This is a genomic window from Spirochaetota bacterium (assembly GCA_017999915.1).
In the GTDB taxonomy this organism is placed as follows: domain Bacteria; phylum Spirochaetota; class UBA4802; order UBA4802; family UBA5550; genus RBG-16-49-21.
This window is the reverse complement of sequence record JAGNKX010000001.1, coordinates 25,008-47,494: the sequence shown is the minus strand read 5'-3', so window position 1 is coordinate 47,494 and position 22,487 is coordinate 25,008. Positions and strand designations below refer to the sequence as shown.

The window sequence follows — 22,487 nt, the reverse complement described above, 5'->3', positions numbered from 1 at the left end:
GCTGCGGGTCATAGGCCCGCGAGCGGATAGGGGCGAGGATTATGACCTATGGTGTTGTATTTTAATAATTTTGTATAATAAAATAATAAGACAGGAGAGTTTAATAATGGTCAGGAGAATTAACAAGGCTGCAGTTATTGGCTCCGGAATCATGGGTGGTGGCATTGCAGCGCTTCTAGCCGCGGCTGGCGTGGAAACGCTTTTGCTCGACATTGTTCCATTCGATCTGAAGGAAGAAGAAAAGAAGGATAAGAAGGCCAGGAACCGGATTGTCACTATGGGACTGGAAAACGCAACGAAGGCGAAGCCGCCCCTCTTCTATAAGAAAGAGCATGCCATGCGGATCAGCACAGGCAACCTGGAAGACGATTTTGACAAGCTCAAGGAGTGCGACTGGATCATCGAGGTTGTCGTCGAGAACCTGAAGATCAAGCAGGAGCTCTTCGCGCGCATCGACGCGGTACGCAAGGCCGACGCCGTCGTGTCCTCCAACACCTCCGGCATTCCGCTGAAGGCCATGTCGAAGGGCCTGAGCAAGGGCTTCAGGGAGCACTTTCTCGGCACGCACTTTTTCAATCCCGTCCGGTACATGCACCTCCTGGAGATCATCCCCGGGGAGTCCACGAAGAAGGAAGTGCTGGACCTGATCGCCGGGTTCGGCGAGTCCAGGCTCGGCAAGGGCATAGTCTGGGCGAAGGATACGCCCAACTTTGTCGGCAACCGCATCGGCATCCACGGCATCGGCAAGACCATGCAGGCCATGATCCAGGAAGGCCTGACCATCCCGGAAGTGGACGCGATCTTCGGGCCCGCCATGGGGCGCCCCAAGACGGCCATCTTCAAGACCGGCGACATGGTAGGACTGGACACCATGGTGCACGTATGCCAGAACACCTACGACATGTGCCCGGACGATGAGGAGCGCGATGTCTTCCTGGTGCCGGATTTCGTAAAGGCCATGGTGGACAAGAAGCTCCTCGGCAATAAGACCAAGGCGGGTTTCTATAAGAAGGAAGTAACCCCTGAGTTCAAGAAGATCAGCCTGGTCATCAATCCCGCCACCGGCAATTACGAAGAGGCGAAAAAAATAGAGTTCCCCTGCCTGGCCGAAGCGAAAAAGGCTGCCACCCTGGCGGATAAGTTAAAGGCCGTCCTGTACGGCGATGACCGCGGCGCCCAGTTCGCATGGAAGGTGACGGCCGGGCAGCTCATCTACGCAGCCAACAAGATCCCCGAGATAGCCAATTCCATCGTGGACATCGACAACGCCATGAAGTGGGGTTTCAACTGGGAGATGGGCCCCTTCGAGATCTGGGACGCCATCGGCCTGAAGAAGTCGATCCAGAAGATGGAAAAGGAGGGCATGAAGGTCCCCGCAAAAGTGAAGGCCATGGTAACGAAAGGAGTCACCTCCTTTTATAAAAACGAAAAAGGCATAAAGTCAGCCTGGGATTTCGCAACCAAGAAGTATAAAGAAATTGTAGTCAATGAAAAGGCCCTTGAGCTTGCCTCCTTCCGGGCAAAGAAGAAAGTTGTGAAGACCTCGCCCTCATGCTCGCTGATCGATATAGGCGACGGCATCTTTTGCCTGGAATTTCATTCCAAGATGAACGCCCTCAACCGGTCCATGGTCGATTTCCTCTTCCAGGCAATGGAGGTCATCGAGAAGGAAGCGGCCGGCGTGGTCATCGGTAACCAGGCCCCGGGCATGCCCGGCGCGTTCTCTGCCGGCGGGGACCTGGGCTACATGCTCACCCTGGCCAAGGAGGGGAAATTCTCCGATATCGACCAGTTCATCCGCGAGGTCCATACGTCAATAATGAACCTGCGCTACGCGCCGTTCCCGGTCGTGGCGGCGCCCTACGGACTCACCCTGGGCGGCGGCTGCGAGATCTGTCTCGGCTCGGACCGCATCGTTGCCCACGCGGACCTGTTCATGGGCCTGGTCGAGGTGGGGGCCGGTCTTCTCCCCGGGGGCTGCGGCATGATAAACCTCTGGCGGCGCTTCATCACCACCAAGCCTGAAACGGCGAAGCTGACCGACATGGGCTCCTTCTTCATCCAGTGCTTCATGAATGTCGTGCAGGCCAAGGTCTCCAAGTCGGCCGAGGATGCCCGCACTAACAGCTTCCTGACGGCCACTGACCGGATCGTCATGAACAAGGACCAGCTTATCGGCGAGGCGAAGAAGGAATGCCTCAAGATGGTCGATGACGGCTACGCTCCCCCGTTGAAGAAGAAGATCCCCGTCATGGGCCGCGACGGCATAGGTATGATCTGGGCCGAGATGCTGAACATGCGCACGGCCGGCACCATGCCGCCCTATATGGAAACCATAGCCAAGAAGATATGCCACTGCATGGCTGGCGGCGATGTCATGAACGGATCGCTCGTAAACGAGGAGTATCTCATGACCCTGGAGCGCGAGTCTTTTGTAGATCTCTGGAGGAACGAGAACACGCAGAAGATGGCCGCCCATATCCTTGGGACCGGCAAGCCGCTCATCATGTAAGGCGCCGTTACATAAACGAATAGAAGAGGAGGAAAATGACAATGAGAGAAGCATACATAGTTAATGCCGTGAGAACTCCCGGTTGCAGAAGAAACAAGGGCGCCCTGGCCCAGACAAGGCCGGACGATCTCCTGAAAACCGTTCTGAGCGCCGTGGTCGAGCAGGTCAATATAGACAAGGGCGAGGTTGAGGACGTGCTGTGCGGCTGCGCCTTTCCGGAGGCGGAGCAGGGATTGAATATCGGCCGCATCGCCGCCCAGATGGCAAAATTCCCGGATTCGACCACCGGCGCGACCGTAAACCGTTTCTGCGCCGGAGGTCTTGAGGCCCTGACGACACAGGCCGCGCGCATCATGGCCGGCTGGTGCGAGGTCGCCATCGGCGCCGGCGTCGAATCCATGACGATCGTACCCATGGGCGGCGCGCTGCCCCGTCCGCACCCGGGGTGGGCCCAGGAAAACCCCGATGTCTACATCAACATGGGCATGACGGCCGAGAATGTGGCCAAGCGGTACAAGGTCACCCGCCAGCAGCAGGACGAGTTCGCATATTATTCATTCGCCAAGGCGGTAGCCGCGCAGAAGGCCGGTAAATACAAGGAGATCGTACCCACCCCCGCCGATCGTTACGTGGAAAAGGACGGCCTGTGGACGAAGGAAACATTCGTGCAAACCCTGGATGACGGAGTACGGGAGACTTCCCTGGAAGCCCTCGGGAAGTTGAAGCCGGCCTTCAGCCCCCTGGGCACCGTGACCGCGGGCAATTCCTCGCAGACGACGGACGGCGCAGCGGCTGTCCTGCTATGCAGCGAGGACGCCCTTAAGCGTCTTAACCTGACGCCGATCGCCAAGGTGAAGTGCTATGTGACCGCAGGCTGCCGCGCCGACGAGATGGGCGTGGGCCCGGCCTACGCCATCCCCAAGGTCCTCAAGGTTTCGGGCATGAAGCTCGAGGATTTCGGATTGTTCGAGGTCAATGAGGCCTTCGCGTCGCAGTGCGTCTACTGCATGCAGCAGCTCGGGATCTACGATGACAAATCGATCTGGGCCTCCGACAGCGAAAGCCGTATCTTCAATGTCAACGGCGGCGCCATCGCCCTGGGCCATCCCCTCGGCTGCACCGGCGCCAAGCTGTGCGCCCAGCTGATGACCGAGATGAAGGCCCGCAAGGTCAGGTATGCCATTGAGTCGATGTGCATGGCCGGTGGAATGGGAGCGGCGGCGATATTCGAGCTTTGCTAATAAAGATATTGTTAGCCGGAGAGGCTGCCAGAAATGGCGGCCTCTCCATGGTGTTCTCGGAAAATGTTGTATGAATTGCCTTGTTTTTAGGTTTATAGGTGATGGAATGGGAGTCTCGGCGCGATTGGGACCGGTGTTTAGAGAATGCGATCTGCCGATACAACACTATTTATTAACAGGGGGGTAAAATATGTCGAATATTTATTCTGAAAAGCCGTGGATAAAGTTCTATGACAAGCATGTTCCTCCGAAGCTGGAATATCCGAAGAAGACGTTTATCGAGCAGTTCCTGGATGCCGTAAAAATCGCACCGGACAGAACAGCCCTCTATTTCATGGGTGCCCGGATAACATTCAGAGAAATCGATAGCCTTTCCAATAAGTTCGCCCATTACCTCAAAAAGCAGGGTTTGAAGCCGGGCGATACCGTGGGAGTGTGTCTCCCCAATATTCCCGCGTTCTACATCGCCAATCTGGGGATACAGAAGGCGGGGTGCGTGCTCAACGGCTTGAGTCCGATCGTTTCACCAAAGGAGCTCGAGTACCAGCTCAATGACGCGAAGGTCAAGGCCCTGCTGACCATGGATATTCTCTATAAGAATTTCGAGTCGATCGTAGCCAAAACAGGGGTTACGACGATGATGGTTACCGAGATAGCCGATTTCTTGCCCTCGATAAAAAGAATACTTGGGAAACTACTGAAGAAGATACCGACCGCTCCGGTCAATCCGGTGCCGGGCATTGATTTGATCGCATTCAAAGATCTGATCGGGACCATGCCGGACGATCCGGTCCTGGAAAAAAGAGAATTGGATGATCCGATTCTGATCCAGTACACCGGCGGCACGACGGGGAGCCCCAAGGGCGCCGTGCTGACCCAGTTCAACCTCGTGGCGGAAATGACACAGGTCGGGACATGGATGGGATTGAAGGATTACAATGATATCAAGGCGGGGGAGGAAATCTTTCTTTCGGCGTTTCCCCTCTTTCATATAGCGGGGCTTGCCATCAGCCTCCTGTGTCTTTCGCGGGCTTACAGCCAGGTGCTCATACCCAATCCCCGCGACCAGGAGTTCATTATCTCGGCCTTGAAAAAGTACAAACCCATAATTATGGTGAATGTTCCAACGGTATACATGGAGCTGGCGAAAAAAGAGAAATTTCGCGCCCTCGATTTTTCAAATCTCAGGTTTTGCTTCAGCGGCGGAGCCCCGTTCCCGCCTGAGAATATCAAGGAATTCGAAAAGGTGGTCGGAGAGGGCAAGCTGACAGAGGGCCTCGGCATGACTGAAACAAGTCCGTTGACGATCATCAATCCGACGTTTGGGAAAAAGAAGCCGAGCTCCGTGGGGGTACCCATTTCCGATACGGAGATCAAGCTCGTCGATACCCATACGGGCGAAACGGTCGGCATAGGCGAACCGGGCGAGCTCCTGATAAAGGGACCCCAGGTTTTTACCAAAGGCTACTTCAACAAGCCCGAGGAAACAGCAGAGACTCTGAAGGACGGCTGGATCCATACCGGCGACATATGCACGATCGATGAGGATGGTTACGTCTTCGTGGTCGATCGGCTCAAGGACATGGTGAACGTGTCCGGATTGAAGGTGTTCACCCGCCAGGTTGACGATGTAATCGTGGAGCATCCCGCCGTTGATATGGCTGCGACCATCGGCCTGCCGGACCCGAGCAGGCCCGGATCGGAAGTCGTCGCCTCCGCCGTGGTATTGAAACCCGGCTATGAGAAGAGTGAGAAAACCAAAGAGGAAATAATGGAATTCCTGAGGGAAAAAATGGCCCCTTACAAGGTGCCTAAAAGAATCGATTTCTACGACACTCTTCCGCTTTCCGCAGTGGGGAAAATACTGAAAAAGGAGCTGCGCAAGATGATGGCATCATAACGCCATGAAGGTATCATAAATGGTCTATTCGGAAGGCGATTGTTGAGTCTGAAGCTGGAAAAACGAATCGATACGATTCAATTAAATATTCAACGAAAGGTGGAAAGAACATGGCTGAATTAAAAGATGTGGTAATTGTCTCGGCATGCAGAACTCCCATCGGAGAGTTCCTCGGATCGCTCAAAAACATGACCGGCGCCGAAATGGGTGCGGTTGTCTTGAAAGAATGCATCGATCGGGCCGGCATCGATCCCGATCTGATCGATGATGTCATCATGGGGCAAACCTGCCAGGATACCAGGGAAGTCAATGTGGCCCGGGTCGCGGCGCTCAAGGCCGGGTTATCCTACAAGGTCCCGGGCATGACCGTGAATCGCGTTTGTCCCTCTTCAATGGAAGCCATGGCGATCGCCACCGCGCAGATACAGGTCGGCAACTACGATGTGGTCCTGGCCGGCGGCACCGACAGCATGTCCCAGGTCCCCTATATCCTGAGGACCCACCGGGCCGGCACGAAACTGAGGGACGACAAGCTGGTCGATTCCCTGTGGGAGGGGATGAAGGGCGGCGGAAACCTCATCATGGGTCTGACCGGTGAGAACCTGGCCGAGAAATATAACATTTCCCGACAGGAGCAGGATGAATTCGCCCTGCGGAGCAACCAGTGCGCCCAGAAGGCCATCGAGCAGGGTTATTTCGAGAAGGAAATCGTTGCGGTGAAGATCCCCGGAAAAGGCGGGAAGATCACGGAATTCAAGGTCGATGAAAGGCCGAAGTTCAACCTGACCATGGAAGACCTGGCCAAGCTGCCGCCGACCTTCAAGGAGGGGGGCACCATAACGGCCGGCAACGCCTCAGGGTTGAATGATGGGGCGTCGGCGATGCTCATGATGTCCGCGGACAAGGCCAAGGAGCTGGGACTGAAGCCCCTGGCGCGGATAGTGGGGGGATCGGTCGCCGCGGTTGAGCCGGAGCTGATGGGCTACGGTCCCGTGCCTGCCACTGAAAAGCTCTTCAAAAAGACCGGCCTCAAGCTTTCGGACATCGGATTGATCGAGGTCAATGAGGCCTTCGCCGCCCAGTATCTGGCCGTTGAAAAGCTGATGGGATTGAACAGGGAGATCACCAATGTCAATGGCGGCGCCATAGCATTGGGCCATCCCGGCGGTCCCACGGGATGCAGAATTTCAATAACACTGCTCTATGAAATGAAAAGAAGGGGCGTGTCGCTGGGATTGGCGACTCTCTGCGGGGGCAATGGTCCCGCTCGTTCGGTGATCATAGAAGCGCTGTAAGGACGACCGGAGATGAATCAAGGGGCTTGCTCATAAAAGCGGATGTTTTCCCTGACCAGAGTTGATACGAGGAGAAAAAGATGAAAGACGTTTATATTATCGGTGCGTATTCGAACGAGTTCAAGAAGTATCCGGACAAGACATTCCGCGATCTGACCCGGGACGCCTATGTCGGGGTCCTGGAGGATGCCGGGATGACCAATGGAGACGAGATACAATTCGTCTATTTCGGAAATGCCGCCATGAACGTGTTCGGCCAGGGAAGCATCCGCGGGCAGGTCTGCTTTGTCCCCCTCGTGAGGGAAAAGCTCTTCCCGGAGCGGGTCCCCATCATAAATGTGGAAGGGGCCTGCGCCACCGGTTCCATGGCCATTCATTGCGCCTGGAAGGATATCCTGAGCGGGGAGAGCGACCTGGTCCTGGCCCTCGGCGTCGAAAAGCTCTTTATTCCCGATGACCCGGCCCGGAGCCTTGCCATTTTCGAGCAGGGAGCCGACTGCCTGAACAGGGATGAGACGGTTGATAATTACAAAGAAATGGCCCATTTAGTGGGCAGGGAATTTGAGACCGGCGCCAATCGCAGCTTTTTCATGGATACCTACGGCATGCAGGCCCTGTATCATATGAAGAAAAACGGCACGACCCAGCGCCAGATCGCCTGCGCGTCCTCCATTACCCACAAATACGGGACGATGAACCAGAAGGCCCAGATAAAAATTGAAATGACCGTGGACCAGGTGCTGGAGGATCGCCTGGTGTCGTATCCGCTGACGAGGGCCATGTGTTCGCCCATCGGTGACGGGGCGGCGGCGGTGCTGTTATGCTCTGAAAGCTATTTGAAAAACCTGCCTCCGGTCGTTCGGGGCCGGGCGGTGAAACTGAAGGCCAGCACCTTCACCAGCGGAAAGTACAAGTCCTTTGACGAGCCCAGTCTCTGCCATATAGCCGGGAAAAAGGCCTATGAGATGGCCGGGATCAAACCCGCCGATATCGATCTGGCGGAAGTTCATGACGCTACATCCTTTGGCGTAATTTACCAGTCGGAAATGATGGGATTTTGCGAGATGGGGAAAGGCGGACGCTTCGTGGAGTCGGGGGGCACCACCCTCGAGGGAACAACGCCTGTCAACACCAGCGGCGGCCTTGTATCCAAGGGACACCCCGTGGGCGCCACCGGCATATCCATGGTCTATGAGCTTGTCACGCAGCTGCGCGGCGAGGCGGGACAGAGACAGGTGAAAAATGCCGAATTCGCCCTGCAGGAAAACGGGGGAGGAGTGATCGGGACTGAGGAAGCGGCCTGTTCGGTTATGATACTGCAGAAGGACAACTGAAAGAATCATGAAAATATTTTAAGAACAGCACCCGGAAGAGGCAGCGCAATGAAATACAAGCAGGCTCTTAAATTATATGTTTTTTTATTACTGTTTTCACTCATATTCTATCTGACTGTCCTCCACATATATGGCCTCCTTCCAAATGCCGGCGCGGCTCTGCTGGGCGTTATGATCTCCATCCATGCATTCTTTCTAATCGGGGTGATTAAAAAAAATCATACGGTGATCGATACGGCCTGGGGCTTGAGTTTCATCATCGTGGCCCACGTCACCTTCTGGATGCAGCCGGCCCATGGCATCGCCCAATGGATTACCCTTGCCCTGGTCACGATCTGGGGCCTGCGGCTGTTTTTGCACATTCTCTCCAGGACAGTGGGAAAAGAGGAGGACCCTCGGTATCGCCAGATGCGGGAGCAGTTGCAAATGAAGAAGCATGCGCTTTTAATGAGCTATGTCCGCATTTATCTTGTCCAGGGAGTGCTCGCCTGGATCATCGCGGCGCCGATTGTGTTCATACACTCGATGGATCAAACAGGCGTGTTTCCCCTTTGGCAGGTCGGCGTTGCCCTGTGGATCATAGGTTTCCTTTTCGAGGTCGTTGCTGACCAGCAGCTGAAAAGCTTTCTGGCAAAGAGCGAGAACCGCGGGCGCATCATGACCGGAGGGCTCTGGAAATATTCAAGGCACCCCAACTACTTCGGGGAGGCAACGCAGTGGTGGGGCATATACCTGATCGCCGCCGGATTCGAGGGGGGATGGGTGACCTTTTTCGGTCCGATGCTTATCACCTTCCTGCTCCTCTATGTGTCCGGCGTGCCGCTGGCGGAGAAGCTGATCAGCGGCTTCCCCGGTTTTGAGGAATATAAAAATCGTACGAGCATGTTCTTCCCCTGGCTCCCCCGGAAGGGGAAGTGAGGGCGGATTGCAAGTCATGGACGGATAAGTGTATGAAGAAATCAGACAAGGATCTTGAAAAATATTGCCGTATGGCCCTCGACGCGGGGGTTGATGATGCCGTTGTCATCTCTCCGGGCAGCGTTGTGACAGCGCCCTGGGTCCGCATGAAGTGCCAGTTCGGGTGCCCCCTGTACGGGAAGGGATACTGCTGCCCGCCCCATACACCCACCCATGACATGACGCGGGCCATGGTGGATGCGTACCGACGGGCTATTCTCTTTCACATCGAAGCCCCTAAAACGCCGGAGCGGGGCAGCCGCTACAGGAAGCTCATGGAGATGCTGGTCGACCTGGAAGGGACTCTGTTCAAGGACGGCTACTACAAGGCCTTTGTGTTTCTGTCCGGCCCCTGCATCCAGTGCGCTAAATGCGGATTAGTGACGGGCGCTCCCTGTGTTCATCCGGGACGCACCAGGCCCGCCATGGAGGCCTGCGGCATCGATGTGTTCCAGACGGCGCGAAACAACGGTTTTTTCATCGCTACGCTGAGGGAAAAAGCGGATACCCATAATGACTATTGTCTCATGCTGGTGGATTAGATGGCGTGACCGCTCAACGCTGTATTTCGATGACAGGAGCTGACCATGATATTCGACGCATTTCATCTCAACGACAAGACGGCTTTGATCACCGGAGGATCGAGGGGGATCGGCAAGGCCATCGCATTGAGCTTTGCGGAAGCGGGCGCCAATGTGGTCATTTCAGGCCGGACCCAGGCGGATCTCGATGCCGCGGCAGCGGATATCAGGTCCCTGGGCGTATCCTGCCTGCCCGTCGCGGCCCATGCGGCCAAGAGTGAAGAGCTGGATCTCCTTGTCGAAAAGGCGATGAAGGAATTCGGGAGAATTGACATACTGGTCTGCAACGCGGCGACGAACCCCCAGTTCGCTGATATCATCGATACTGAAGAATGGGCGTGGGACGCCGTGATGAATCTGAATCTGAAGGGCTACTATCTGCTCTGCAAAAAAGTTGCCAAAATAATGATCGGCCAGGGCGGTGGCTCCATCATCTTTGTCGGTTCCACCAACGCGTTCAAGCCCAACAAGGGAGTGGGAGTCTATTCCGTCAGCAAGGCGGGCGAACACGCCATGGCGCAGGTCCTGGCCTTTGAGCTGGGGAAATACAAGATCCGCGTCAATGTCCTTGCCCCGGGCGCCACCAGGACCGACATGATCAAGGGGGCCCTGGAAGCAAACAATGGCGTTCTGGAACGGTCCCTCGTGAAGCGCACGGCCCTTGGGCGAATCGCTGAAACCGATGACGTGAAAGGGGCGGCGCTCTATCTCGCATCCGACGCGTCGGCCTTCGTCACCGGCCAGGTTCTCGTGGTGGACGGGGGTGCAGTGACTTATCAGTATTGAAGATGCGCAAGAGGCGGCGGTTTATTAAGGCTGGGGTTCCGGATGCGATAACGTAACATGATACATGAGCCGGCATCTACCAGTAATGACCGTGGGGGTTGAAGGCAGGGAGTATAATATGGAAATAAGCGAACGCACAGTACGGGGATACCATCTTGACCAGCATGGCCATGTGAACAACATCCGCTACATGGAATTCCTGGAGGAGGGACGTTACGTATTCCTGGACAAGCATGCCGCACAGATGGAGCTCTGGAAAAGCCGGGGACTGGCCCTTTTTATCGTCAATATCAACATCAATTACCGGCGGCCTTCCTTCCTGGGGGATGTTCTCCAGGTTTATACCGGGATCCGCACGCTCCGCAGCAGGAGCGGCGTCATCCATCAGCGCATACTGCGCCGGGGAACCGATGAGGGGATCGTCGAGGCTGATGTAACCTTCGTGGTCGTTGATACAGAGCAGGAAAAGGCGCTCCCCATCGACGGCCTGCTCCACACGGAGCTTGCGGCAATGTCGGAGCCTTATTCATTCTTGAATGGATAGCGCCGATCAATCCCATGCCATACTGGAAAGACGGGGAGGCTGTCACTGATGTATTCAATCTGACCGCCGGCATAAGAAATTCTTAATTAATTGGAAAAAAAGTTGACAGCTTTAATAAAAGTTTATTTAATTAACATAAGTTAACAATGTTAATTAATCAAATGTGATTAATACCGCAAATGGTCTTTGACATGGGAACAATGGCCGGTGATGCAATCCAATGCTGAAGAATAACGCTGAAACCGATCAAGGGCGAATTTTGAATACTATTAACAGGGAAATGGGACCTCCTGTTTGAGTATAATTTTTTATTCTTTTTACCCCGCCGCTGATGGCGGCGGGGTAACTGTTTAATACAGGTGCTGCAAAGGTCGCCCGGGCTGTTCAGATCATCCGGAGATGAGGCGATTATCTTGGAATAATCGGTGCGGGAGGGGGCGGTTTTTTCTCTTGACAGGTATGGGTCACTGAAAACGATTATTGAATAAATTAATGGAAGAAAAAGGATTACTGAGCCTGGAGATGCAAGAAAGCCGTTAATCAAAGGTAACACACGATGAAAATCATCGAGCAAATGAGGAAATTGGAAGATACATAATAGCAATTACGCAATGAGACTCCGATAAAGGAACATCGAAAAAATTCATATGGATAGCGCCGTGTGGGCGTTTTTAACGGGAAAAATCGAATTTGCAGAGGTCCTTATTGGAGAGTGATAATTTCTAAAAATATTGGTTAGATATATGGCCACGACAAATAAAAAGCGCAAAGTTGACGACTCAATGAATTTTTCAAAGCTGAAGGTAATTGAGCGTGAAAACAAGAAAGACCTGATCATAAATGCCGCTGAAAAGATTTTTACCGACATACCCTTTGACAAGGTGACGATGAGGCATATCGCCAAGGATGTGGGAATAACCGCCACGGCGATCTATCGATATTTTTCAGATAAACAGTCGCTTTTCGCTGAAATCTACGCCCGAAGCAACAATCGTTTGTTGTCTAAAATCAAGGAGATCATAGATTCAAATCAGGATTTTTTATTGGAAGAAGTCACCCTGGCCATCATCGACCATTATTTGCTGGAGCTCGAGGAACAGAATTTAAAAATGAGGACCCATCTCCTGATCGATGATACGCTGAATGAGGAGGTCCTGGGTATTGTCACTGAAAGCTTTCGTGAGCTGCTTATCGAGATAGTTAAATATTTTTCCCGCTTTAATCCGAACATCGATACGCGGTTGCTTGCCCGCATGTACATTGCGTCGCTCATCGGTTATTTGATCACCTTCAAAAATTATCCAAGCAATAACCATGAGGAAGCGATAAAAAACATGAAAAAATTCGGCAAGAAGCTGTCCGGTATGTTCGAGGCACAGATTATCCCGCAATGAGTAAAGATAAGAAAGTGATTGTGGCGGTGACAATGGCGATGAATGCCCCCGCCGTCAATTGGGGCTGATAATACGGGGATGAATCGTTACGGTCGCGATACCGTGTAGATGACGTAGACGTCATTCTCCTTCATATGGTAATATAGCCTTTTGCCATCAGCGGTCAGGGACGGCGCTTCCACAAAGCCGCTTATTGCGCCGATCCGCTGCGGCGCGCCGAAGGGCTCCGCTGAGGATGCGCGCCTCGCCATGAGTATCTCAACATTCAAAGGGCAGAGCTGAAGGCGCGTGAAGAAGAGCTCCAACCCATTATCTCCAATCGACGGGGCGTACTCAAGGCAGCGGGAGGTGTTTACCGAGGCCATAATGGCGTCGGAGTTGGTGACTTTGTAAAAGGCGCTTCCCGTTTTATGGGCGATGCCGATATCGGACCTGTCCGGGATTGATCCCCCGGAAAAGTGAGCGTTCACAAAGTAAAAATCATCGCCACCGGGACTCACTTCGCCGTCCATGATGATCCATCCCGTTGATTCGATGTAGAAGTCGCCGTCAAGGTGAACGGGCGTGGAAACCGTTCCTCCCGAAAAAGTCCCTGTCATGACATTGTGATAGTCGGCCGGCCAGTCCCTGGTGGAAATGTAATAGAATTTGTCGCCCGTATCCATGCTCGCCACCGCGTCAAGGTGGGGCGGGGTGCCGTTTACATTCCCGATTTTCCCCTTGTAAGTGAAGGTCGTATCAGTGACCCTTTCCGCGTAATGGAGTGAAGTGTCCTGGCCATCGTTGAGGCTGTTGAAAAAAAGATAGATGGTGCCGGCGGTGTTTCGTGTTATGAAGGGTTCCATGGCATGGCCGCTGTATCCATTAATAACGACCTTTTGCGGATTTGTAAACTCGTTATTGACCGTGGTGCTGCCGCAGGAGCCGAGGCAGTTCAGCAGGACGAGGAGGCCCAGGGGATTCCCCTCTTCCTTTTTTTTCGCGCACCCTGAAACAGCGGTTCCCGCCAGGACGGCGGCGCACAGTATCGCGATGCTTCGGCGATGTATGGCCCTTCTTGTCGCTTTCATGATATGACACCCCTTTACCGGGTCCGGCAGGCTTTAATCGGAGTCAGGGGCATGCCGGGATAAACCGGATTAATATACTGATTTTTCTCCGGAGCGGCAAATAAAAATGTGGAATCCGGATTCGGGAGAGCCTGGTTTTAACGGCAGGGAGGCTGGGCGGAATTATTGCTGATGTGGGTGGCGGTCAGGTTAATTCCTCAGGCGCGGCGGCGCCACGCAGACCCGCCGCATCCCCTCCCGGAGTGATATGGCGTCGGCCGGGCAGAAGCGTGCGCAGACGCCGCATCCGATGCAGGAGCTCTCTTCGCGTACCGCGATGCCGTCGTCATTGAGGGCGATGGCGTCCACGGGGCAGCGGTCGACGCAGATCCCGCAGCCGGTGCACGACGCGGCGTCAATCACCGAAAGGTACATGGTGGAGTTGATCATGGGGGAGGCGCCGTTCCGCCAGAGGGTGAAGGTGTCGCAGCAGTCCTTGCAGCAGTTGCAGATGCTGTTTTCCTCCTTCTCGATGTTAGAGCCGTTGTGGAAGGCCTTGTGCACCAGGCCAGCCTCCTCGACCCGCTCCATTATTTTTTTCGCTTCCTCCTTTGTCACCCTGCGGGCGAAGCCCTGGCCAATGGTGTGTCGCGCCGACTTGCCGAAGGTGAAGCAGACCTCCGTGGGAGCGCCGGTGGCGCAGGCGTGGCCCAGGACCTTCGTGTAGTTGCGGCAGAAGCAGTGGCCCACGGCGATGTCGTCGTACTTGTCGATGATCTCGCCGACCGTTTTCGAAGGGAGGATATGCTCCTCCGCGGTGATTTGCTCGTTGATAATGATATTGATCTTCTTTCCGCCTTCCGCGGTGAAGACCGGCACCGTGCGGTCGATGGGAGGCTGGTGCTCGAAGATCGGGAGCAGGTTGTCGTAGTTCCCCTGGATGAGGTCCCGGAGCTCGCCCAGGAGGACATGGTAGAGCTTCGCGATCTTTTCCAGGTCCTTCAGCCTCTCTCCTTTCGGGAGCTCGTTCATGAAGGTGTATTCGAAGGTGCCCACGATGATGAGGGGGAGCAGGCGGTATACCATGACGCCCCTGGTGTTGGGCTGGTTGAAGATGATCCCTTTCTTCGCAAGGGCCGCTGTTTTTTTCTCGATCTCTTCGTCCGTCATGCCGGAGGTGGCCCGTATCTCGTCCGCTGAGAGGGTCGTCTTGGCGCCGTAGTTCCTGACGACGAATTCGGCGTCGTCCTCGTCAAGATAGAACTTCACTATTTCGATGAGGGTCGGCGTTACCTGGAACGGGACCATGCCCGCCCGCGCGATGATGCCGGCTGCCGCGCGGTATTTTTCTTCGACATCAGGCTGTAAGGTCATGGTGCCCTCCCGGTGAAATTTTTGCGAACGTCAAACAATATCTTCCAGAACCGAGGGCCAGTCAAGTAGAATCCATCCGCCCCTGGAAAGTCATGGCCGGTCCGTACAAAATATTTTATGGTAGACAGATTTTCAAAAATCATGCAGCATCTGGGCGGTGCATTTAAGGCATGGCGATGATTGTTGCTCCGGGAAATATTGTGGATTCGTTCATTAATATTAATGTATATAATGCGCTGAATATCTATATCGTGCCCCCTTTCCTCTCCCTGGTTCTCGGGATAACCCTGGCCGTCATCTCCATCGCAAAGGGCAAGTTGAAGGCGGAGAATGTCCTATTCTCGTTGTTGTGCATCTGGTGGTCGCTGCTGAGTCCCGTGTTTATCTGCCACCACCTATTCAGGGGAAACGAGGAGCTTCTCCTCGCTATCGAGCGGCGTGTCCATTTTTTTTACGTATATCTTCCTCCCTTAAATATTTTATTTTTCTATAAAATAACCGGTATCAGGAGCAGGTTCATTTTGCCGGCGATGTTTGTCGTTAGTTTTCTTCTTTCCTTGACGACTTTTACCGATTACTATTTTTACGGTTTTTATGAATATTCCTGGGGGTATATAGCTAAAGGAGGCATTGCCTTCCATATTGTGGCTCTGTTTGCGTCAATATTCATCATCTACTTAATTATTTTTTTCATCAGAAAGATCAGAACTGAAAAAAACCATATACTTCGCCTGAAACTCAAGTATATCCTGTTTTCTTTCATTTTGATTGGTCTCCTTACGCTGGCAAACATTCCTGCAATAAACGGCATCGACGTATACCCTTTCGGCAATATGATGTTCCTCCCCCTGGCCTTTCTCGGATACGGCGTATTGAGCTACCGCCTGATGGATATACGAAGCGTTCTCCACGTCACCCTCATGTGGGCCATCATGTCTTCGCTCATTATCATCCCCAACGTGATCCTCTTCATGGTCCTCTATCCGTATCTGATAACCAGAAGCCCCGGCGGCCTCTTAGCCATAGGGGCGGCCTGGTTTTATTGCAACTACCTCTACCTGTCGAGAACCCAGCCGCTGATCGACCGGTTATTCAACAAGGGTAAATACGATCTCCACAAGATTGAGAGCCTCTTTATTGATAACATTTCACGCCTTAAAAGCGTCGATAACCTGCTGGAACAGTTCATCGACGTGATAACGAAATCCCTGGCCTTCAGGTATGGCACGGTCATCATATGCCGGGAGGATGTGCGTTCGGTCCTTCATGGCGAGTTCGCCTTTGTCGGGCTTGATGAGGAGACATCGGAATGGTTTGTGCGGACAAATCACATGGTGGACAGGGACATGGTCGAATCAAAGGAAAGCTACGCGGAGATTCGCGATCGCCTTAGGGTCGTATTCTCGCGCCATAACGCCCGGTACCTGATACCCATTGTGCAAATGAACGAACTGGCGGCATTGATGGTGCTGCCCGAGAAACAGAACCTCCGGCAGCTGAAGCATTACGAGGTGGTCTTTATCAATAACATCCGCTCGGCCCTTGTCATCTCCATAGAAAACGCCATCATGTACGGCAACCTGAACATGCTCAAGGATAACCTCGAGCAGATCGTCATTGACCGCACCAGCGAGCTCATCGAGGCGCGGGACCTGCTCCTCCATGACATTGAGCTGGCGCGGAAAATTCAAATGGCGCTCCTCCCCCAGAAACTGCCCCGGCTGGAGCGCGCTGAAATACATTACAAGTATGTTCCCATGATGGGCGTGGGCGGTGATTTTGTCGATATCTTGATACCGGGTCGCGACAGCCATGATGCCGGGGGGAACGCCGTCTGCTTTTTTATCTGCGACGTTTCGGGCCACGGCGTGTCCGCCGCCCTCACGGCCGCAATGGTAAAAATGACCCTTTCATCATGGGAGACGGACGCCGGGAACCCCGCACGCCTGCTCGAGAATATAAGCGGTTCACTGAAGGGTAAGACTGGCGGCAATTTCATAACCGCCATTTCATGCTATGTCGAACTTGAAACGGGAAGGCTGGTCTATGCCAATGCCGGCCATCCGCCCCTCATCATTGTACGCTCAGGCGGCATAATCGAATTGGTAAAAACAAAGGGCAGGCTGATGAGCGATCATATACAGCCCGATTGCGAGGATGCCGCAGTGCCCCTTCATGACAATGACGTCATCGTGCTTTACACCGACGGGATCATAGAGGAGCGGGCCGGTGACGTGTTCTACGGAGAGGAGCGTTTCTTCAAGGTATTGCGATCAAGCCATCGAGGCACCGTTGAGGAGTTGTGCTCGGCTGTCTACAATTCGGTGATCGACTTTAAAGGAAACAACATGTTTGATGACGATTTTACCATCCTCGCGATGAGATACCGGTCAAAGCGGTAGACTCTTCACGGTGTTCCGCACTGACTTTTTAATCACGGCAGTGATCGCAGGAGCATGACAGCGAATTGTTCCACGCCTTTTCAAAGGATTCCTTCCCCTCCCGAAAGGCGAACCAGGCGATGCCCAGGCTTCCAATGATATCTATGTATCCGATATGGAAAAGCTCGTAGAGCACGCTTGCGCCGAGAAGTATGAAGGAGAGATAGAAGCATGTTTTGGTGCAGTTTGCGTCGGCGATGATGGGAGCCGAGTTGAGCTTCTTCCCTGTTTTCAGCTTGAAGGAGTAGAGGACCCACATGGTGGCGATCGATAGGGACGATATGATGATCCCGACAAAGGTCGTGGCGGGCCTCATGCCATAGATGATGTTGAGCGCGGAGCCGACGACCAGGCCCGCTGCGAGGAGATAGAAACTGCCCCCGGTTATGTACAGGGCCCGGCGCTCGAAGCGGTCGCGCTCGGTCACGGGATTGCGGCCCATGCGCCACACCATGTGGCCGATGCCGAGGCCGGAGATCACTTCCACGAAGCTGTCCACGCCGAAGCCGAAGAGGGCCAGGGTGTCGTCAGCGTATCCGAAGATGGTGGAAACCAGCCCCTCGCCGATATTATAGACCACGGTGATGACGCTCAGGATTAAGGCCGTCCTGAGGAGACGGGAGGTTTGGGGATCGTAGGCGCCGGTGCTCATCGGATATAACCCGATACGGATCCATACGATTTGTAAAGTAAATAATCAGCCGCAGGGTGAAATCCCGCGGCTGAAATATGATCAAGCCGATGCCGAGGCCCGCTCCCGGTTAACCTCTCTCAGGAGCTTCAGCTTTGTGAAAAGGCCGGCCCCATCCCTCACGGCGGCCAGGATAGCCTTTTCAGCCGGCGTGGTATGGGGCTCCAGGTCGATGCCCAGGCCCAGGGGATAGGAATTCTCCCTGCTCACGGCCCCGAATTTCTTCACCAGCTCTTCGTAGGTGTTGTTCCTGAATTCCGCAGGAATGGTGTAGCCCGCCTCGATCAGGCCGAGCCTCTTGGCGGATGCGAGGAGCTTCTTCTGGAAGGCCGAGTCTGCAAGCTCGATCATCGCCTTGGCCCGCTCGCTGATGGTGACGTACCTGACGCACCGCCACCCGTATTCGGTCACCACGTAATCCATCTTGTTCCGCGGCACGCCGATGGCGTTGGAGAGCACCGGCAGGATATTGGATAGCTTCGGCGCACCCTTTTCGTCGCGGTAGGCGCTCCTCAGGCAGAGTATGGATTTGCCGCCCGGCGACTTCATCGCCGATTCCTGGAACTCGAACTGGCCGCCCATGCCGGTGTATTGCATGAAGCGGTCTCCCTTTATCACGCCCTCGGACGCGCACTGGTTGAAGAGGTCCATCTGCAGGGTGCTGTTCACGGCGTGGAACAGGGGCAGGGTCCGAATGTGCTCGAAGTTATTGGTGGTGTGCACCGAGGTCATGAAGATGTCCGGGTTGCCGTCGACGAAGCGGTAGAGCTCGTCGCTCCCCACCACGAAGGAGCCGGTGACCAGGGCCCCTTTGTCGTCGCGCCGGTTGATGACGCCGTTCCGTATGAGGTACATGAAGGCGGGTGATATCATTTCCGACACGCCGTTGATCCCGGTCCTCCCGTAGCTCTTCAGCCAGTAGGCTATGGCGTCCGCCATCTGGCCGATGCCGATCTGCAGCGTCGCGCCGTCCGGGATGATGCCGGCCACGTGGCTGCCGATGGCATGCTCCACGATCCCGAGGGCCTGGTGGGGCATGCTGTACAGGGGCTCGTCGCTCTCAATGACGTAGTCGATCATGTCCGACGGGATGTCCCCGTCGCCGGGGCACCAGGGCATGTCTTTCGTTTCGATGACCATGACGACGCCGCCCGCCGCCTTGACGTCCCGGATCGTTCTTGTGACCACGTCCGTGTTGGTGCCGCAGTTATATTTTCCGTCGCGGCACGACGCCTTCATGGCCACCACGTTCACGCCCCGCGTGACGAGGACCTCGTTGACGTCGCGGAAATTGATGGGCGTGTAGTCTATCTGCGCCGTCGGCACCACCGATGAAAAGCCGGGAAAAAAATAGAAGCTGTAGAACTTGAGGTAATCCGGCGTCGGCTCGCCCTTCTTCGCGGCGGCCAGGCATTCGTCGATATAGGAGAAGGTGGTGTAGGAACGGTATATCCTTTCGAAGATCGGGTTCATGAGCCTGGCCTTCATGCCCCCGGGCAGTTCCGGCACCTGGAGCACCAGGGCCGTCAGTATGTACAGGTCTATCTTCCCCTGGCGGGCATAATCGGCAAAACAGTTGAGGTATCTGTTCCCCGCTCCGACGCCGAGAGGCGAAAGGGCGAATATGGTCCGACCAAGTTTTTCTACGGCGAGACCTACGGCTTCTTCCGGAGACGCGCAACGCTTCATATGATTCTCCCCTTATTCCGCATGGTGTGTTCGGGCGCCTGTTGGGAGCGCCTTACTGTTATACAGTAGGCATATTTCAGAGTAAGAATCAATGACCGGAAACGCATGAGGAGTGACGAATTGCGAAAACTACTCCATGGGGGGCCGGCTCCCGTTGTTCAATACATCGGCGCGGTACTGGGCCGGCGTTGAACGGGTCCATTTCTTGAAATTTCGGTGAAAGACGCAGGGCTCGGAAAATCCGAGAACAAAGGCGATATCGGCTATTGACATGGCACGGTCCTTGAGAAAATTGATGGCCATGTCCATTCGCACCGAGTCCACGATGGACCGGTACGACGATCCCTCTTCCTTCAGCTTCTGCTGCAGGGAGCGGACGCTTATTTCGAGCCTGCCGGCGATCTCTTCAATCGTCGGAATAATGCCGGGTATGCTCTGGATGATGCATTTGCCGACTTTCGCGGAGAAGGTGTCCTGCCGGCAGAGCTGGCTCTGCAGATCTTTCGCGTGCTTTTCAAAAACAAGGAGGAGGTCCCGGTTGGGCTCGCGGACCCGTATCGCCAGATCGCTTTGGGGAAGGATGATAAGGTTTTCTTCGCACCCGAACCTGACGGGGCACCGGAAGATCCGCGTGTATTCGGAAGCGTCGCCGAAGGGCTCGTGGGTGAAGCGAATTTCCTTCAGTGCGAGGTCCACGCCGGAAAGCTTTTTCGCGTAATAGACCATGGAGGCGCACTTCGATTCAAGGTACTGCTGCCTGAAAAAAGGGGAGCCGTAACGGATGACGATGGAGACGTAACAGGTCCCTCCCTCGCACCGGTAATCGGTCTTTGATATGTCATCCTGGATGATTTCATAACGGCAGTATTTCTTGAGGGTCTCCTCGATGGTCCCGCAATTCATCATGATATAATTGAGTATGTTGGCGGGACCTTTCTGGATCATCTCGCCGTAATGCAATCCGAAGTGACGGTCAGCAGTAGCCTCGTAGGCGCGGGTGAAGATGGTCTCGAGATTGACAAGGGGGACCCTCCGGTCGGGGTGTCCCATGATGGCGGGGTCAAGGCCGATGCCGGAGAAAAATTCGTTCTTCGAAATTCCCTGCTTATCCAGGTACTCAAACAGGACTGCGAGTTTTGAGGCGGATAGCGAATATGCGGCAGTTAGTTCCATGATTCAGACACTGTTCCCCCATTCGACGGTCCTATGCGTGATTATAACGGTCGCCCGGACTGTTCCTCTATGGATTGCATACATACTATCAACTTGATTGGTTAACCAACCAATTGTATAAAAGAAAAGGTAGAAAATTAAAAAATTGCAAATCCATGTATTTGTATACAATCCATATGATCTGTGACAATCATTTACATGTCAAGTAGAAGATGTTAATAATCAGGATTCATGCATTCCAGCAAAAATGCCGGTGGAATGGAATTGGACAACAGTCAAATCGATAAAACCCGAATAACATAAACAGGTTTTCGTTGCATTACCCGGCAAGGTGTTCGACGAGTATCTTGATGCCGATGGCGACAAGCATCAGGCCTCCAACGGCTTCGGCCCGCCTGCCCACGAGGGGCCCCACGCGCCTGCCGATGGAGATGCCGATGACCGAGAAGAGGGCGCACACGGCGCCGATGATGACGCTGGGAAGGAGGATGGGACGTCCCAGGACGCCCAGGGAGAGCCCCACGGCAAGGGCGTCGATGCTGGTGGCCACGGCCAGGACGATGAGGGACCATCCCCGGGAGGGATCTTTGGCCTGGTCGCATGATTCTTTCTCGTGAGAAAAGGCCTCGTAGATCATCTTGAGGCCGATGAATAAAAGGAGCCCGAAGGCGATCCAGTGGTCAAAGGTCTTTATGTAGCCTTCGAGGTATCTCCCGCCGAAATACCCGAAGATGGGCATCATGAACTGGAACAGGCCGAAATGGAAGGCGAGGCGGAAGTAATGCCTGAAACCGGGATTGACGATGACCATGCCGCAGGAGACGCACACGGAAAAGGCGTCCATGGCCAGGGCTACGGCGACGATGAGAACGGATAGGAAATCCATGGCCATTTGTACGGCCCGGGGCGCGGGGAGTCCATCAGAATAATCGGCGGCGTTAAAATTTCAGAGGCGGTCCCGGATCGCTTCGACGGGGACCTGGTCCATTAAGAAGGTTTCCGGGAGGTCTTCCACCCTTGTTTTCTTTCTCATGAAGACCTTCCCGCTCCGGACATCCATCAATATTTTCCGGGAGAAGGTTCCTCCGGTGTCGCACTCATCCAGCCGGATGTCCTCCATTTCCAGGAAGAGCTTCGCTATCCTCACGTTCATGTTCGGCAGGGGCTCGCCGAGGCCCGTGCACCCCGGCGGCGGGGTCAGCATGGCGCCGCCGCCGAAGATCATCGCCCGCATGGTCGACCTGTCGGCCCCGAGGCCGGTGAGGTTTTTTAAAAGGATCTTCATGGCGGTTATGCCGTATCGCGCCGTCTTTTCCCTGGACATATCCAGATCGGATATATGGCCGGGAAGCATGAAATGGTTCATGCCCGACACGCGGTTCACCGGGTCATGGATGCACACGGAGACGCAGGACCCCAGGATGGTGAGGATCATTTCATCGCTATTCGAAACATGCCATTCGCCGGCGTGGATTACCTTGACCGGTTTCCCGTATACCTGGGCGCTGCTGTTGAAATACATGGCG

At 54.5% G+C, this 22,487-nt stretch carries 18 protein-coding genes; 11 read left to right on the top strand and 7 right to left on the bottom strand.

The window, feature by feature from the left end:
- The first annotated feature begins 106 nt into the window (after positions 1 to 106).
- From KA369_00165 to KA369_00120, 10 genes are all read left to right on the top strand, one after another.
- Entirely contained in the window at positions 107 to 2,512 is a 2,406-nt protein-coding gene (locus KA369_00165; GenBank protein ID MBP7734359.1) for an enoyl-CoA hydratase/isomerase family protein, read from the top strand.
- Positions 2,513 to 2,553: 41 nt separating this feature from the next.
- On the top strand, positions 2,554 to 3,753 hold the full coding sequence (locus tag KA369_00160; GenBank protein ID MBP7734358.1) for a thiolase family protein: 1,200 nt from the start codon (positions 2,554 to 2,556) through the stop codon (positions 3,751 to 3,753).
- Between the two features lie 190 nt (positions 3,754 to 3,943).
- Positions 3,944 to 5,653, top strand: coding sequence for an AMP-binding protein (locus KA369_00155; GenBank protein ID MBP7734357.1), 1,710 nt, complete (start codon positions 3,944 to 3,946; stop codon positions 5,651 to 5,653).
- Between the two features lie 110 nt (positions 5,654 to 5,763).
- Complete coding sequence (locus KA369_00150; protein MBP7734356.1) at positions 5,764 to 6,948, top strand: thiolase family protein; 1,185 nt, start codon at positions 5,764 to 5,766, stop codon at positions 6,946 to 6,948.
- 80 nt (positions 6,949 to 7,028) lie between these two features.
- A complete protein-coding gene (locus KA369_00145; protein MBP7734355.1) occupies positions 7,029 to 8,282 on the top strand; it encodes a thiolase family protein in 1,254 nt (417 codons plus the stop codon).
- 48 nt (positions 8,283 to 8,330) lie between these two features.
- On the top strand, positions 8,331 to 9,200 hold the full coding sequence (locus KA369_00140) for a DUF1295 domain-containing protein (protein MBP7734354.1): 870 nt from the start codon (positions 8,331 to 8,333) through the stop codon (positions 9,198 to 9,200).
- A gap of 71 nt (positions 9,201 to 9,271) precedes the next feature.
- Complete coding sequence (locus KA369_00135; protein MBP7734353.1) at positions 9,272 to 9,781, top strand: DUF2284 domain-containing protein; 510 nt, start codon at positions 9,272 to 9,274, stop codon at positions 9,779 to 9,781.
- Positions 9,782 to 9,826: 45 nt separating this feature from the next.
- Positions 9,827 to 10,606, top strand: a complete 780-nt coding sequence (locus KA369_00130) for a glucose 1-dehydrogenase (protein MBP7734352.1) — start codon at positions 9,827 to 9,829, stop codon at positions 10,604 to 10,606.
- Positions 10,607 to 10,724: 118 nt separating this feature from the next.
- Complete coding sequence (locus KA369_00125) at positions 10,725 to 11,150, top strand: acyl-CoA thioesterase (GenBank protein ID MBP7734351.1); 426 nt, start codon at positions 10,725 to 10,727, stop codon at positions 11,148 to 11,150.
- A gap of 743 nt (positions 11,151 to 11,893) precedes the next feature.
- On the top strand, positions 11,894 to 12,544 hold the full coding sequence (locus KA369_00120) for a TetR/AcrR family transcriptional regulator (protein MBP7734350.1): 651 nt from the start codon (positions 11,894 to 11,896) through the stop codon (positions 12,542 to 12,544).
- Positions 12,545 to 12,630: 86 nt separating this feature from the next.
- On the opposite strand, the gene KA369_00115 is transcribed toward KA369_00120, so the two are convergent.
- Both KA369_00115 and KA369_00110 read right to left on the bottom strand, forming a co-directional pair.
- A complete protein-coding gene (locus tag KA369_00115) occupies positions 12,631 to 13,614 on the bottom strand; it encodes a hypothetical protein (protein ID MBP7734349.1) in 984 nt (327 codons plus the stop codon).
- A 189-nt stretch (positions 13,615 to 13,803) separates the two neighbouring features.
- Positions 13,804 to 14,967 (bottom strand): 4Fe-4S binding protein, encoded by a 1,164-nt coding sequence (locus tag KA369_00110; protein ID MBP7734348.1) that lies wholly within the window; start codon positions 14,965 to 14,967, stop codon positions 13,804 to 13,806.
- A gap of 200 nt (positions 14,968 to 15,167) precedes the next feature.
- On the opposite strand from KA369_00110, the gene KA369_00105 reads away from it, so the two are divergent.
- Positions 15,168 to 17,369, top strand: a complete 2,202-nt coding sequence (locus KA369_00105; GenBank protein ID MBP7734347.1) for a SpoIIE family protein phosphatase — start codon at positions 15,168 to 15,170, stop codon at positions 17,367 to 17,369.
- Positions 17,370 to 17,397: 28 nt separating this feature from the next.
- Here KA369_00105 and KA369_00100 read toward each other — a convergent pair whose 3' ends face one another.
- The 5 genes from KA369_00100 to KA369_00080 all read right to left on the bottom strand — a co-directional run bounded on the left by KA369_00100 (position 17,398) and on the right by KA369_00080 (position 22,483).
- The gene (locus KA369_00100) at positions 17,398 to 18,060 is read right to left on the bottom strand and encodes a hypothetical protein (protein MBP7734346.1); all 663 of its coding nucleotides are present in this window, start codon (positions 18,058 to 18,060) and stop codon (positions 17,398 to 17,400) included.
- Between the two features lie 81 nt (positions 18,061 to 18,141).
- Complete coding sequence (locus KA369_00095; protein ID MBP7734345.1) at positions 18,142 to 19,788, bottom strand: hypothetical protein; 1,647 nt, start codon at positions 19,786 to 19,788, stop codon at positions 18,142 to 18,144.
- A gap of 129 nt (positions 19,789 to 19,917) precedes the next feature.
- Positions 19,918 to 20,961, bottom strand: coding sequence for an AraC family transcriptional regulator (locus tag KA369_00090; protein MBP7734344.1), 1,044 nt, complete (start codon positions 20,959 to 20,961; stop codon positions 19,918 to 19,920).
- 319 nt (positions 20,962 to 21,280) lie between these two features.
- Complete coding sequence (locus KA369_00085; protein MBP7734343.1) at positions 21,281 to 21,847, bottom strand: manganese efflux pump; 567 nt, start codon at positions 21,845 to 21,847, stop codon at positions 21,281 to 21,283.
- A gap of 60 nt (positions 21,848 to 21,907) precedes the next feature.
- Positions 21,908 to 22,483 (bottom strand): chemotaxis protein CheD, encoded by a 576-nt coding sequence (locus KA369_00080; protein ID MBP7734342.1) that lies wholly within the window; start codon positions 22,481 to 22,483, stop codon positions 21,908 to 21,910.
- Positions 22,484 to 22,487 lie beyond the last annotated feature (4 nt).